Origin of the sequence: Methylobacterium ajmalii (assembly GCF_036448855.1) — a bacterium.
Taxonomy (GTDB): domain Bacteria; phylum Pseudomonadota; class Alphaproteobacteria; order Rhizobiales; family Beijerinckiaceae; genus Methylobacterium; species Methylobacterium ajmalii.
The window spans coordinates 13,696-27,820 of record NZ_JAZFXT010000025.1; the positions used below are offsets into that span (position 1 = coordinate 13,696).

The 14,125-nt window shown below is 72.0% G+C and carries 12 protein-coding genes; 8 read left to right on the top strand and 4 right to left on the bottom strand.

Features of this window, described 5'->3' with window-relative positions; all coding sequences use genetic code 11:
• Nucleotides 1-22: 22 nt before the first annotated feature.
• Both V3T34_RS11240 and V3T34_RS11245 read right to left on the bottom strand, forming a co-directional pair.
• Complete coding sequence (locus tag V3T34_RS11240) at nucleotides 23-1,480, bottom strand: UdgX family uracil-DNA binding protein (RefSeq protein WP_305077887.1); 1,458 nt, start codon at nucleotides 1,478-1,480, stop codon at nucleotides 23-25.
• A complete protein-coding gene (locus V3T34_RS11245) occupies nucleotides 1,480-2,691 on the bottom strand; it encodes a putative DNA modification/repair radical SAM protein (RefSeq protein ID WP_305077886.1) in 1,212 nt (403 codons plus the stop codon). The genes V3T34_RS11240 and V3T34_RS11245 overlap by 1 nt, the downstream gene beginning before the upstream one ends.
• A 152-nt stretch (nucleotides 2,692-2,843) precedes the next feature.
• On the opposite strand from V3T34_RS11245, the gene V3T34_RS11250 reads away from it, so the two are divergent.
• The 3 genes from V3T34_RS11250 to V3T34_RS11260 all read left to right on the top strand — a co-directional run bounded on the left by V3T34_RS11250 (nucleotide 2,844) and on the right by V3T34_RS11260 (nucleotide 5,516).
• Nucleotides 2,844-3,053 carry a hypothetical protein gene (locus V3T34_RS11250; protein ID WP_305077885.1) on the top strand — a complete coding sequence of 70 codons (210 nt, stop codon included), beginning with the start codon at nucleotides 2,844-2,846 and terminating at the stop codon, nucleotides 3,051-3,053.
• Between the two features lie 274 nt (nucleotides 3,054-3,327).
• Nucleotides 3,328-3,921 (top strand): hypothetical protein, encoded by a 594-nt coding sequence (locus V3T34_RS11255; RefSeq protein ID WP_305077884.1) that lies wholly within the window; start codon nucleotides 3,328-3,330, stop codon nucleotides 3,919-3,921.
• Between the two features lie 233 nt (nucleotides 3,922-4,154).
• Entirely contained in the window at nucleotides 4,155-5,516 is a 1,362-nt protein-coding gene (locus tag V3T34_RS11260; RefSeq protein WP_305077883.1) for a Gfo/Idh/MocA family protein, read from the top strand.
• 7 nt (nucleotides 5,517-5,523) lie between these two features.
• Here the strand turns inward: V3T34_RS11260 and V3T34_RS11265 are convergent, their stop codons facing one another.
• Both V3T34_RS11265 and V3T34_RS11270 read right to left on the bottom strand, forming a co-directional pair.
• Nucleotides 5,524-5,916 (bottom strand): RidA family protein, encoded by a 393-nt coding sequence (locus V3T34_RS11265; RefSeq protein ID WP_305077882.1) that lies wholly within the window; start codon nucleotides 5,914-5,916, stop codon nucleotides 5,524-5,526.
• 8 nt (nucleotides 5,917-5,924) lie between these two features.
• Nucleotides 5,925-7,070, bottom strand: a complete 1,146-nt coding sequence (locus V3T34_RS11270) for a DSD1 family PLP-dependent enzyme (protein WP_060847595.1) — start codon at nucleotides 7,068-7,070, stop codon at nucleotides 5,925-5,927.
• 102 nt (nucleotides 7,071-7,172) lie between these two features.
• Between V3T34_RS11270 and V3T34_RS11275 the strand changes: the two genes are divergently transcribed.
• From V3T34_RS11275 to V3T34_RS11295, 5 genes are all read left to right on the top strand, one after another.
• Entirely contained in the window at nucleotides 7,173-8,093 is a 921-nt protein-coding gene (locus V3T34_RS11275; RefSeq protein WP_305077881.1) for a LysR family transcriptional regulator, read from the top strand.
• Between the two features lie 72 nt (nucleotides 8,094-8,165).
• Nucleotides 8,166-10,349, top strand: a complete 2,184-nt coding sequence (locus V3T34_RS11280; protein ID WP_305077880.1) for a protein-disulfide reductase DsbD family protein — start codon at nucleotides 8,166-8,168, stop codon at nucleotides 10,347-10,349.
• Nucleotides 10,350-10,493: 144 nt separating this feature from the next.
• Nucleotides 10,494-11,651, top strand: coding sequence for an MFS transporter (locus V3T34_RS11285; RefSeq protein ID WP_091888075.1), 1,158 nt, complete (start codon nucleotides 10,494-10,496; stop codon nucleotides 11,649-11,651).
• Between the two features lie 104 nt (nucleotides 11,652-11,755).
• Nucleotides 11,756-13,132, top strand: coding sequence for a CoA transferase (locus tag V3T34_RS11290; protein ID WP_305077879.1), 1,377 nt, complete (start codon nucleotides 11,756-11,758; stop codon nucleotides 13,130-13,132).
• Between the two features lie 233 nt (nucleotides 13,133-13,365).
• Complete coding sequence (locus tag V3T34_RS11295; protein ID WP_048427963.1) at nucleotides 13,366-14,115, top strand: SDR family NAD(P)-dependent oxidoreductase; 750 nt, start codon at nucleotides 13,366-13,368, stop codon at nucleotides 14,113-14,115.
• The last annotated feature ends 10 nt before the right edge of the window (nucleotides 14,116-14,125 follow it).

A 14,125-nucleotide genomic window follows, 5' to 3' on the forward strand; every position in this document is an offset into this window, starting at 1 on the left:
AGCGTTGACGCAAGGTAAGATCCTATCCCGCAGCCCCGAGAGCCGGTTCCGCCACGAGGGCGGCGGCCTGGCGCAGGTCCGCGACGAAGTCCGCATAGGCCTCGGGCCGCGCCGCGTCGGGCAGGCGCAGGAGGTAGGACGGGTGCACGGTGACGAGGCCGCCATAGGGCTTGCCCTCGAACGTCGCCGGCCCGCGGGCCCGGGTGATCGGCACCTGCCGGCCGGTGAGCGCCAGCACCGCGGTTGCCCCGAGCGCCACCACGAGGCGCGGGCCGACGAAGGCGAGCTCGCGCTCCAGCCACCAGCGGTAATGCGCGACCTCGCCGGCGGTGGGCTTCTGGTGGATGCGCCGCTTGCCGCGCGCCTCGAACTTGAAGTGCTTGACCGCATTGGTCAGGTAGGCCCGGTCGCGGTCGATCCCCGCCTCCCGCAGGGCGCCCGACAGGAGCTGGCCCGCCGGACCGACGAAGGGCCGGCCCTGGAGATCCTCCTGGTCGCCCGGCTGCTCGCCCACGAAGGCGATCCCCGCCCCGATCGGGCCCTCGCCGAGGACGGCCTGGGTCGCGCCCGGCACCAGCGGCTCGGAGGCGCGGATGACCGCGTTCAGCGCCGCCAGCGAATCGGGCTCCTGCGCCGCCATGGCGGCGAGCGCGCGGGCCGGCACGCGCTTGACCGGGGCTTCGGGCGCCCGCGCGATCATCTCGCCGACCCGCCGTCCGGCCTCGCGCACCAGACCCGGGATCGCCGCGGTCTCGGGCATGTTGTGCCAGTACTTCTTCGGCATCTCGGCCCGCATCGCCGCGAGGTTGGTGCGGGCGGGGTTGAAGGTGCTGGAATAATAGTCGGTCCAGCCGGCCTCGAAGGCGTCCTGCTCCGGCACGTCCTCGCGCCGGCCGGCTGGCCCGAAGCGCAGGGCGCGGCCGTCCCAATGGGCCGAGCCGTCGGGGGTCAGGATCGACCAGTCGAAGGACGGGAAGCGGGCGGAGAAGAACGGCGCGGCCTCCGCCAGGATGTGGTGGTCGGGCTCGAACCAGGCCATGAAGCGCTCCCGGCCCTCCTGCCCCGCCCCGGCGCGGCGGAAGCGCAGGAAGGCGTGCATCTTGTGCAGGTCGCGCCCCACCGCCTTGCGCATGAGGTGCAGGCGGTGGACCAGCGGGTCGCTCGCCACCTCGGCGAGGTGGCGCTCGCCGTCGGCGACGCGCCGGATCAGCCGGTGGAGCAGGCCGTAGCGCTCGGGGTCGCGGTGCATCACGACCGAGGCGACGAGGCCGGCCACCGCCCGCGGCAGGGCGAGCGCAGGGCCCGTCGCGTCGGACGGGACCTCGTCGGGAAACAGCGACGGCGCCTCGCCCTCGACCCAGGTGACGGTCTCGGGCGGGATGCCGGCCGGGACGAGCCGCCGGATCGCCCCCCGGAACCCGTCGAGATCGGCGCCGGGCGCGAGCCGGATCGTGCGCGCTTGAACAGCGTGAGCCGGCATCAGAACAGGCTCAGCTGGCGCGGCGGCTCGGCGAGGCGGGCGCGCAGGTCGAGCCGGTCGGTGAGCCGGGTCGGCGCATAGTCGGCGGCGACGAGGAACGGCCGGGCGCGCTTGAGGCCGGAGGTCAGGCGGGCCACGTCGTCGAGCCGTAAGCTCGCGTGGCGGCGCGCCGCCACGATCTTGTCCACCGCCCGGACGCCGAGCCCCGGCACCCGCAGCAGCATCTCCCGGTCGGCCTTGTTCACGTCGACGGGGAAGCGGTCGCGGTTGCGCAGGGCCCAGGCGAGCTTGGGGTCGACGTCGAGGGCGAGCATGCCGGATTCGGTCGCTCCCGCCACGTCGTCGGGCGAGAACTCGTAGTACCGCATCAGCCAGTCGGCCTGGTACAGCCGGTGCTCGCGCTGGAGCGGCGGGGACTTGCTCGGCAGGATCGAGGCCGCATCGGGGATCGGGCTGAAGGCCGAGTAGTAGATCCGCTTCAGGCCGTAATGGTCGTAGAGCCGGGCGCTGGTGCGGATCAGCGATTCGTCGGTGCTGGCATCGGCGCCGACGATCACCTGGGTCGACTGCCCGGCCGGGGCGAAGCGGCGCTTCTCCTCCTTGGCCTGCAGGATGCGCTCGCCCATCTGGCCCATCGCGGTCTGGATCGCGGCGCCGTCCTTCTCCGGCGCCAGCCGCTCCAGGCTCGCCTCGGTCGGCAGTTCGAGGTTGATCGAGAGACGGTCGGCGTAGAGCCCGGCCTGCTCGATCAGCCACGGGCTCGCCTCGGGAATGGTCTTCAGGTGGATGTAGCCGCGGAAGCCGTGGCGCTGGCGCAGGGTCTTGGCCACCCGGATCAGCTGCTCCATCGTGTGATCGGGCGAGCGGATGATGCCGGAGGAGAGAAACAGCCCCTCGATGTAGTTGCGCTTGTAGAACTCGACCGTCAGCGTCACCACCTCGTCGACCGAGAACTTGGCCCGCCGGACGTTCGAGGAGCGCCGGTTGACGCAGTAGGCGCAGTCGAACAGGCAGTAGTTGGTGAGCAGGATCTTGAGCAGCGAGACGCAGCGCCCGTCCGGCGTGTAGGCGTGGCAGATGCCCGCCCCGGTGGTCGAGCCGAGCCCGCCGGCCTCGGCCTTGCGCTTCGGCGCCCTCGACGAGGCGCAGGAGGCATCGTACTTCGCCGCGTCGGCGAGGATGGTGAGCTTCTTCTTCAGGGCGTCGTCCATTCCTGCAACCTGGCCCTCGTTCCTGTTTCGTTCAAGGCGGAAGGCGGCCGATCCCCGTGGTCGAAAGCCGCATCCGCAAAGCCCGGAACCCGCCGCCGGGCCCGCCGTTATCCCGCTGATTGGAGCGTTTCTAATTCACGAGGAGATGCCGCATGGCGACGAACCCGTCCGCGAACTGCCGCAGCTGCCGCTACTTCGACGACCACAAGCTCAATGCCGGTGCCCCCCAGGGCGAGGAAGGCCTGTGCCGGTTCAACCCGCCGGTGAGCCAGCCCGAGCCGCAGGGCCACGGCCTGTGGCCGGTGGTCTCGGCGCAGGATTGGTGCGGGCATTTCTCGCCGGAGATGATGGCGGGCGAGTGAGCCCGGCATCGAATGAGTTTTTCGGAGGGTCGATCTGTGAGGGTCGGCCTTTTGTGTTCGCGCATGCCGACGGAAGTAGAGAGATGCACATACTGAGGGCTGGTTCCTAATTATTTATGTATTAAAATTTTTATGTATTTATAATCAGCATTTCGAAAAACAACAGCCAGCATTTGACAAATGGCGATGACGTTTTTTATTATTCTGACCCTTGACTATATACCGATTATCGAGCAAGGTTCTAAACAAAAAAATTTGGACGCGAGCCGCAGACATGGCAAGATTGACGCGCGACATATTAGGAGACGCAACTCTTGCTGCGATACAAAGTTATTCAGACATGGCTGGCCTTCTGGCTGCGCCAGAGGCATTTGTGCAAACTGCGACTGCTATTTCTGTTCATAAGTCCACTGGACAGCGTGTTAGTATAGAGCTCCCCATGAGACGCGTCGTTCATGAATGGGGTGTCAATAGGGCCAACCTCGCTGGATTGGGTAGTTTCCGGGTTGATATGGCGGTCTATGATCCGGCCTCGGAGGTCGACAACTTTCGATTGGACGCTCTTGTCGAGTTTAAGTTATGGACAGATAGAAATCATGTTGCAACGGATATTAGGAAATTAAAGAAGATCATAAAATCTCTAAAAAGTCTGAATGGCGACCACAAAAACATTCATGGGTTCGTGGTGGTTTGTCCGCAGTATCATCAAGGCATCGCTGCAATGACGAGTGCTCTATCCGACTTTAAAGAAAGATTTCCTATAAATTTTGACCGTACATGCTCGATAGTATCTGGGAATGGGATAGCATACGGCGTTGGCGTAGCCGTAATTGATATCGATGACTGCATCGATGGAAACTATGGATGATATATTTGTCAATGTATTGCACAATTATTATCAAAAATAAAAATATCTCTGAATAATTCTGCCCCCCAAAAATTAGATCGAGGTATTCTTCTAATTATTCACCGGAAAATGACGATAGATCATGAGCCTTCGCGTAAGCAGGCGCGGGCAAGCTGATCTCAATCATCTGCTCCGGAACCCACCCGCCCCCGACACGTTGCGCAGGCTCTCTCGCCCCAACGGATGGTTGCCCGATGCCGGACGATGTCACCGCCCTCTCGCGCCGCAGCCTGATGATGGCCGGGGGCGCCACCCTGGTCGGCCTCGGGACGGCGCAGGCCCAGGGTGCCTCGGGCCAGGGCCTGCCCGGCCCCGAGCGGCCGGTCGATACCGGCAAGGTCGAGAACGGCCGGGTGAGCTTCCCGAACTGGCGCGGACCGTCCGACCGCCCGGCCCCGCCCCCGACGGCGCCGCTGCCGCCGGCCGAGCGGGTCGGGTTCGCGATCGTGGGTCTCGGCCGGCTGTCGCTCGAGGAGATCCTTCCGGCCTTCGGCGAGTGCCGCAAGGCCAAGCCCATCGCGCTGATGTCGGGCTCGCCCGACAAGGCCAAGGCGGTGGCGGCGCAGTACGGCATCAAGCCGGAGGCGGTCCACGGCTACGACGGCTGGGACGCGCTCGCCCGCAACCCGGAGGTGAAGGCGGTCTACATCGTCACCCCGAACGCGCTCCACCGCGACCAGGTGATCGCCGCCGCGGGCGCCGGCAAGCACGTCCTATGCGAGAAGCCGATGGCGGTCTCCTCGGGCGAAGCGCGGGCGATGATCGAGGCCTGCGCGGCCGCGAAGGTGAAGCTGATGATCGCCTATCGCTGCCAGTACGAGCCCTACAACCGCGAGGTCGTGCGGCTGGTGCGCAGCGCCAAGTACGGCAAGGTCCGGCTGATCGAGGCGACCAACACCCAGACCATGAGCCTGCCCGAGCAGTGGCGCCTGAAGAAGGCGCTGGCCGGCGGGGGAGCGCTGCCGGATATCGGGCTCTACTGCCTCAACGGCGTGCGGGCGCTGATGGGCGAGGAGCCGGTCGCGGTCCAGGCGCAGGTCCATTCGCCGGACGACGCGCTCTACCGCGAGGTCGAGGAGACGGTGGCCTTCACCCTGCGCTTCCCCTCCGGCGCGCTGGCGCTCTGCTCGACCAGCTACGGCGCGCACGAGACCCGCTCGCTGAAGGTCCAGGCCGAGGGCGGCACGATCGATCTCCAGAACGCCTTCGCGTATCAGGGCCAGCGCCTGTTCGTCGGCCACCGCGAGGGCAAGGCCGAGGCCCGGGACGAGCGGGTGCTGGGCGCGAAGAACCAGTTCGCCCTCGAGATCGACCACATGGCGACCTGCATCCTGGAGAACCGCACCCCCCGCACCCCGGGCGAGGAGGGCCTGCAGGACCAGATCCTGATGGAGGCGATCTACGAGGCCGCCCGCACCGGCCAGACCGTGGCGCTCAAGGGCCCGGAGCGGAAGCCGAACCTGACCGACAAGGAGAAGGCCAGGGAGCAGGCAAGGGACCAGGACGGCAAGGGCCTCGACCCGACCCGCGGGCCCGAGCCCGAGGAGGCGGAGTGAGGCGTCCTCACCCGCCCCGCACGGCGATCGCCTCGACCTCCACCAGGTAGCCGTGGTGGAGTTCCGGCACCGGCACCACCGTGCGGGCGGGCTTCGCCCCGCCCATCACCTCGGCGTAGATCCGGTTGAACTCCGGCCAGTGCGCGACGCCGACGACGTAGGCCGTCACCCGCAGGATGCGCTCCGGCCCGCTGCCCGCCTCGGCCAGGATGGCGAGGAGGCTGGCGAGCGCCTGGCGCGCCTGGACCTCGAAGGGCTGGTCGGCGGTGTGGCTGCCGTCCGGCCGGGCGCCGAGCTGGCCCGACACGAAGACGAGGTCGCCCCAGGCCGCCCCTTGCGAGTAGTGCCCGGCGGGCGCCGCGGCGTCGCGGGTGGCGAGGCGGGTGATCGGATCGGTCATGGGGGCTCCTACCAGCCGTTGATGCGGGGCCAGACGGCCGCGACGCGGTTGTCCGCGTCGAGGACGTGGTAGCGGTCGTGCTGCGCGCCGGTGGCGCAGGCGTGGTTGGGCAGGATGCGCACCTGCGCGCCGACTGGAAGATCCGGCAGGCGGGCCTCCGCGCCCGGCCGCACGGCGACGATGCCGTGCTCCTGGTTGGCGTCGCGCACCACGAGGTCGGGATAGGGCCGGCCGGCGAGGTCGCAGACGAGGCCGTAGCCCTGGTCCACCGCCTGGCGCGCCGTGCCGCGGTCGCGCGAGAGCGCCATCCAGCCGGCATCGACGATGATCCAGCCCTTCGCCCGCTGGTGGCCGATCACGGTGGCGAGCACCGAGACGGCGATGTCCGCCACCGCGACCGCGCCGATTCCGGACTGAAACAGGTCGCCGAACATGAACACGCCGGCCCGGACCTCGGTGATCCCGGTGAGGTCGCGGGCGAACTGTGCGGTCGGCGTCGAGCCGACGCTCACCACCGGGCAGGACAGGCCCGCCGCCCGCAGGATCTCGGCCGCCGTCACCGCGGCGACGCGCTCGTCCTCGGCCGCCGCCGCCAGGGCGTCGGGATCGGACAGGGAGTAGCTGTCGCCGGCATGCAGCAGCACGCCGCGCAGGGTCGCGCCGCCCTCCGTGAGCGCCCGGCCGATCGCCACCAGGGTGTCGCGGTCGCCCGGCGCGACGCCCGAGCGATGGCCGTCGGCATCGACCTCGATCAGCACCGGCACCGCGTCGCCGCTGGCGCGGGCATGGGCCGCCACCGCCTCGGCCTGGTCGAGGCTGTCGAGGATGACCGCGAGGTCGGTGCCGCCGGCCCGGATCGCCGCGACCCGAGGAAGCTTCGCCGGGGCGATGCCGACGCCGTAGATCATGTCGCGCACCCCGCCGGCCGCGAAATACTCGGCCTCGCGCAGGGTCGAGACGATGGCGGGGCCGGCGGGCGACGCCATCGCCATGCGGGCGACGTCGAGGGACTTGGCGGTCTTGAGATGGGGTCTCAAGCTCACCCCGAGCCCGCCCAGATGCACCTGCATCCGCGCGACGTTGGCGCGCAGGATCGCCTTGTCGAGGAGCAGGCAGGGGGTCTCGAGGGCGTGGAGCGGGGTCGGTTCGGCCATGATGTCCGGGGTGTGTTCGTGTCGTCTCGTCGCTCGAAAAGACCACGCCGCGCCCGGGTGCGCCATTAACGCGGCGTGCCTCCTGCATTAAGCCTTGGGTTAATGATCGCGACCGACGACCTTCGCTTCTTTCTCGCCATCGCCGAGGCGCCCTCCCTCGCCGCCGCGTCGCGGGCCCTCGACGTGTCGCCGCCGGCGGTGACGCAGCGCCTGCGCGCCCTCGAGGAGCGCCTCGGCACGCATCTCGTCGACCGGCCCGGGCGCCACCTGGCGCTCACCGACGAGGGCGAAGTGCTCGCCGAGCGCGGCCGCGCGATCCTCGATGCACTTGGGGAGCTCGACGAGGCTTTGGCCGCCCGGCGCGGGCAGGTGGTGGGCCACCTGCGGGTCGTGGCGCCTTTGGGCTTCGGGCGCCGCCACGTCGCCCCGGTCGCCGCGGCGTTCCAGGCGGCGCATCCGGAGGTCGCGATCGACCTCACCCTGTCCGACCGCCTCGGCGGCGTGCCGGAGGGCACCTTCGACCTCGCGGTGCATGTCGGCGAGATCGCCGGGGCAGCCCCCGGGCTGATCGCCCGGCGGCTCGCCCCCAATGCCCGGATCGTCTGCGCGGCGCCCGCCTACCTCGCGGCACGCCCGGCGCCCGCGATCCCGGACGACCTGCGCGGCCACGCCTGCATCGCGCTGCGCGAGAACGACGAGGACGTGACCCTGTGGCGCTTCGCCCGCGACGGGCGCGAGGCGCGGGTGCGGATCGAGCCGCGCCTGGCCAGCAACGACGGCGAGGTGGTGCGCGGCTGGGCGCTCGCCGGCCGGGGCGTCATCCTGCGCTCGGAATGGGACGTCGCCGACGACCTGCGGGCGGGCCGCCTCGTCCGGCTGCTGCCGGATTTCGCGGCGCCGGAGGCGCCCGTCGTGGCGCTTCTCGGCGCCCGTCGGCGCGCCCGCGCCGCCCGCACCCGCCGCTTCCTCGACGCGCTCGCCGCCGCCCTCGACCCGGCCCCGTGGCGCGAGCTGGCCGCGTGACGCGCACGCTTCACGCGAACGCGATGCGGGCCGGCCTCGCCAGCGCCATCGAGTCCGGGTAACCCGGAGACCATGCCCGCCCGTCGCCTCGCCCTCCTCCTCGCGCTTCTCGCGTCCTGCCTCGCCCTCGGGCCCGCCGGGGCGCAGGTCGCGGGACGCTCGAAATACGCCGACCTCGTCCGGGCCGAGCTGGTGGCGCAGGAGGGCGCGGTCGCCCCCGGCGCGCCCCTCACCGCCGGGGTGCGCCTCACGATGAAGCCGGGCTGGCACGTCTACTGGCGCAACCCGGGCGATTCCGGCCTGCCGCCGGAGATCGCCTGGACCCTGCCGGCGGGTTTTGCCGCCGGGGCGGTGGAGTGGCCGGCGCCGGAGCGGATCCCGGTCGGCGACCTGATGAATTTCGGCTACGAGGGCGAGGTGCTGCTCACGGTGCCGCTGACGGTGCCCGAGGCCGTCGGACCGGGGCCGGTGAGCCTCAAGGCCAAGGTCTCCTACCTCGTCTGCGAGCGCGAATGCGTGCCCGGCGAGGCGAGCCTGTCGCTCGCCCTGCCGGTCGCCCCCGCCGGCACCAGCCCGCGGCCCGATCCCCGCACCGCCCCGCTGTTCGCGCAAGGCAGCGAGCGGCTGCCGGTGCCGGTGCCCTGGCCGGTGCGGATGAGCGAGGGCGCGAACCCGGTCCTGACCCTCGACGCGCCGGGCCTGCGGGCCCGCGACGTCGCGTTCTTCCCCTATTCCGAGACCGCCCTGGAGCACGCCGCCCCGCAAACCGCGACGAGCGACGCGGCCGGCCTGCACCTGCGGCTCCAGCGCAGCAGCCAGGCCGCTCCCGACGCGCCGGCGCCGCGTGCCGACGGCGTCCTGACCCTGACCGAGGAGACCGCCTCCGGCCCGGTCCGGCGGGCCTACGCGCTCGGCGAGGCGGCGCCCGCCCCGGCTCCGGCCGCCGCCGCGCCGGCGTCCCCCATTCCGGCCGCGCCTGCGACCGGAGCGGGAGAGGCCGAGGGCCTGTGGCAGGCCGCCCTCCTCGCCTTCCTGGGCGGGCTCCTCCTCAACCTGATGCCCTGCGTCTTCCCGGTCCTGTCGATCAAGGTCCTGAGCCTGGTGCGCCATTCCGGCGAGAGCCCGGGCCGGGTGCGGCTGCACGGCCTCGCCTACGCGGCGGGCGTGCTCGCCACCTTCCTGGGCCTCGCCTCGGTGCTGATCGCGCTCAGGGCCGGCGGCGCGCAGATCGGCTGGGGCTTCCAGCTGCAATCGCCCCTGGTGGTGGCCGGCCTCGCCTACGGGCTCCTCGCCATGGGCTTGAGCCTGTCGGGGGTCTGGCATCTCGGCGGCCGGGCCGCCGCCCTCGGCGACGGGCTGACCCGGCGCGCCGGGCTCGAGGGCTCGTTCTTCACCGGCGTGCTGGCCACGGTGGTCGCCACGCCCTGCACCGCACCGTTCATGGGCGCGGCGGTCGGCTACGGCCTGACGCAGGGAGCGGGCGTGGCGCTCGCGGTCTTCGCCGCCCTCGGCCTCGGCCTCGCCCTGCCCTTCGCCCTGCTGGCGGCCTGGCCGGCGCTCCTGCGCCGCCTGCCCCGGCCCGGCGCCTGGATGGAGACGCTGAAGGGGTTACTGGCCTTCCCGCTGTACCTCACGGTGGCCTGGCTCGTCTGGGTGCTGAGCCAGCAGGTCGGGCCGACCGGGCTGATGGCCGGCCTCACCGGCCTCGTCCTCGTCGGGTTCGGCGCCTGGGCGATCGAGCGCGGACGGGCGGCCGGCGATGTCGGCCGGCGCCGGGCGCAGGTCGCGGCCCGGGTCGCGGCGATCCTCGCCCTCCTCGGCCTCGCCGGGCTGATGGCCGTGCTCGACCGGGACCGCGCAGGCCCAGTGGCGATGGCCTCCGCCGACGGGGTCGAGCCGTTCAGCCAGGCCCGGCTCGACGGGCTGCTGGCCGCGCACCGCCCGGTCTTCGTCAACATGACGGCGGCCTGGTGCATCACCTGCCAGGTCAACGACCGCGCCACCCTGCGGGCCGACGCCGTCCAGGCGGCCTTCAAGGCCCGCGACGTGGCCCAGCTCAAGGGCGACTGGACCAACCAGAACCCGGAGATCACCCGGGTGCTGGAGGCCAACGGCCGCTCGGGCGTGCCGCTCTACCTGCTCTACGACGGGCGGGGCGGCGTCGCCGTGCTGCCGCAGATCCTCACCGAATCGATCGTCCGCGACGCGCTCGCCGCCCTGCCCGCCACCGCCGGTCCCCGGGCCGCCCTGCGCTGACGCCCCTGGTGTCGGGCAGGCCAGCCATGCGCAAGGCCGCCTGAACCCGGGGCGGCGCCGCCGCTATGCTGCGGTGCAGCAATGAGGACGGCGATGCAGCACACCCTCGACGACACCGCCCGCGCCGCGTCCGGCGGACGGTCCGTGGCCCTGGCGCTCCTGGCGCTGGCGGCGGCCTCCTTCGGTATCGGCACCACCGAGTTCGTCATCATGGGGCTCCTGCCCGAGATGGCGGCCGATCTCGGCGTCGACATCCCGACCGCCGGGCTGCTCGTCACGGGCTACGCGCTGAGCGTCACCTTCGGCTCGCCGGTGGTGGCGGTGCTGCTCGGGCGCCTCGATCGGCGCCGGGCGCTCCTGGTGCTGGTCGCCCTGTTCATCCTCGGCAACGCGCTCTGCGCGCTCAGCCCCGATTACCGCCTGCTGATGCTCGCCCGCATCGTCACGGCGCTCTGCCACGGCGCCTTCTTCGGCCTCGGCTCGGTGGTCGCCGCCGATCTGGTGCCGCCGCACCGCAAGGCCAGCGCCATCGCGGTGATGTTCACCGGCCTCACCCTCGCCAACGTGCTCGGCGTGCCCTTCGGCACCGCGCTCGGCCACGCGCTCGGCTGGCGGGCGACGTTCTGGGCCGTGGTCGGCATCGGCTTTCTGGCCGCCGCCGCCCTCCTCGCCTGGCTGCCCCGGCACCTGCCGCGGGAATCCGGCAGCCTCCTGTCGGAGATGCGGGTCCTGCGCCGCCCGCAGGTGGTGCTAGCGATGCTCTTGAGCGTGCTCGCCTCCGCCAGCCTGTTCAGCGTCTTCACCTACGTGGCGCCGATGCTCGCCGCCGCCGCGGGGGCCAGCCCCGCGGCGATCACCGGCGTGCTGCTGCTGTTCGGCGTCGGACTGACGCTCGGCAACGTCCTGGGTGGCCGCCTCGGCGACTGGCGGATGCTGCCCTCGGTGATCGGCCTCGGCCTCGCCCTCGCGGTGATGCTGCTGGCCCTCCTGGCGATCCTGGCCCTGGTGCCGGGGAACGCCGCCCTGATGCCGGCCACCGCCGTGATCGGCGTCTGGGGCATCCTCGCCTTCGCGCTGGTGGCGCCGCTGCAGATGCGGGTGCTCACCACCGCCGACGGCGCCCGCAACCTCGCCTCGACGGTCAACCAGGGCGCGTTCAACCTCGGCAACGCGCTCGGCGCCTGGCTCGGCGGCGTCGCCATCACGGCGGGGGTCGCCTACGCCCACCTGCCGCTGATCGGCGCGGTCCTGGCGCTCGCGGTGGCGGGCCTCGCCGTCGTGGCGCACCGGCTCGACCGGTAGGACGGGCGATCTGTGCCGGGGCGCGCGGTCGCCCCGGTTGACGAGCCCGCCGGCGCGGCGTCCTCCTCACGCGCGGAGACCCGCCTACGACGAGGGAGAGGGCCATGGCGAGCGCTGTCGGAGCATCACCGTTCGACGCGATGCTGACGGCGATCCGCCATGCCCTCGGGGCCGACGACGTCCCGCCGGTGGCCGTGACCGGCACGGGCGCCCTGCCCTCGGTGTTTCCGGTGAGCGACCTCGCGGCGGCCTCGGTCGCGGCCGCGGGGCTCGCCCTGGCGGAGCTGGTCGCGGCCCGCTTCGGCAGCCGACCGGCGGTTACGGTCGACCGGCGCCTCGCAGCCCTGTGGTTTGCCCGCTCGCTGATCCCGCAAGGGTGGGAATTGCCGCCGGTCTGGGACGCGGTGGCCGGCGACTACCGGGCCGCCGACGGCTGGATCAGGCTCCACACCAACGCGCCGCATCACCGTGCGGCGGCCCTGTCGGTGCTGGGATCCGCCCCGGAGCGGGCGGCGGTGGCGGAGGCGGTCGCACGCTGGCGGGCGGACGACCTCGAAGCCGCCATCGTGGCGGCGGGCGGCTGCGCCGCCGCGATGCGCTCCGCCGCCGCCTGGGCCGCCCACCCGCAGGGCGCGGCGGTGGCGCGGGAGCCCCTGGCGAGCTGGGAGGACGGCGAGGCGGGGCCCGACGGCCTCCTCGCGGAGGCCCGCCCGGACCGGCCGCTCGCCGGCCTGCGGGTCCTCGACCTGACGCGGGTGCTCGCCGGTCCGGTCGCGACCCGCGTCCTCGCCGGCTACGGCGCCACGGTCCTGCGCCTCGATCCGCCGGATTGGGACGAGCCTGGTGTCCTGCCGGAGACGACGCTCGGCAAGGCCTGCGCCCGCCTCGACCTCAAGGATCCGGCCGGCCGGGCCCGGTTCGAGGCCTTGCTTTCCGGGGCCGACGTGCTGGTCCACGGCTACCGGCCGGACGCGCTCGCCCGCCTCGGGCTCGACGCCGCGGCCCGGGCCCGCCTGCGGCCGGGCCTGATCGACGTCGGCCTCGACGCCTATGGCTGGACCGGCCCGTGGCGGGAGCGGCGCGGCTTCGACAGCTTGGTGCAGATGAGCTGCGGTCTCGCCGAGGCCGGGATGCGGGGCGCCGACCGGCCGGCGCCGCTGCCGGTCCAGGCCCTCGACCACGCCACCGGCTACGTCATGGCCGCGGCGGTCCTGCACGGCCTCGCCCGCCGCCTCGCCACCGGCCGGGGCTGCGCGGCGCGCACCGCGCTCGCCCGGACCGCCGCCCTCCTGCTCGCCGCCCCGCCCGCTCCGCCGGAGCCCGCCCCCGTCCCCCTCGGGCCGGACGATTGCATGGGGGCGCCCGAGCCGACCGCCTGGGGGCCGGCGCTGCGCCTGCGGCCGCCGCTCATCGTGGCGGGCGTGCCGATGTGCTGGGACCGGCCCGCCGGCCGCCTCGGGACGGCGGCACCGGAATGGTGAGGGCGCGGCCCCGCCCCGCGCCCACCCCGCTGCCCCAGGGTCAAGTGAATCAAATTCACCTCCGGCTGCAATTTCCGCGTTTGTCGCCGACCCTGCCGGCGGGCACTCTGCCCGCAACGAAACGAGGGAGGCACCGTCGAGGACGGAAGGCGACGCGGGGATGAGCCCCGGCGCCGACGTCGCTCCCTCGTGTGCAGCGGGCCGCAACCGGCCCGTCCTGGAGGGAGGACGACATGCTTCTGACCGACAAGGTGTGCCTGATCACCGGCGCCGCTTCGCTGCGGGGCATCGGCCGCGCCACCGCGAAGCTCTTCGCGAGCCACGGCGCCAAGGTGGTGATCCTCGATCTCGATGCCGGCCAGGCCGAGGAGGCCGCGCGCTCGCTCGGCGAGGGTCACGTCGGCCTCGCCTGCAACGTCACCGACAAGGCCGCCTGCCAGGCCGCCGCCGACGAGGTGGTCGCCCGCTTCGGCCGCATCGACGTGCTGATCAACAACGCCGGCATCACCCAGCCGCTCAAGTTCATGGACATCGAGCCCGGCAACTACGACGCGGTGCTCGACGTGAACCTGCGCGGCACGCTCTACATGAGCCAGGCGGTGGTGCCGCAGATGCGCAAGCAGCAATCCGGCTCGATCGTCTGCATGTCGTCGGTCTCGGCGCAGCGCGGCGGCGGCATCTTCGGCGGCCCGCACTACAGCGCCGCCAAGGGCGGCGTGCTGGGCCTCGGCAAGGCGATGGCCCGCGAGCTCGGCCCCGACACGGTGCGGGTCAACAGCATCACCCCCGGCCTGATCCAGACCGACATCACCGGCGGCAAGCTCACCGACGAGCTGAAGGTCGAGATCGCCAAGGGCATCCCGCTCGGCCGCCTCGGCGTCGCCGACGACGTGGCCAATGCCTGCCTGTTCCTCGCCTCCGACCTCTCCTCCTACATCACCGGCGCCGTCATCGACGTGAACGGCGGCATGCTGATCCACTGAGGACGACCAT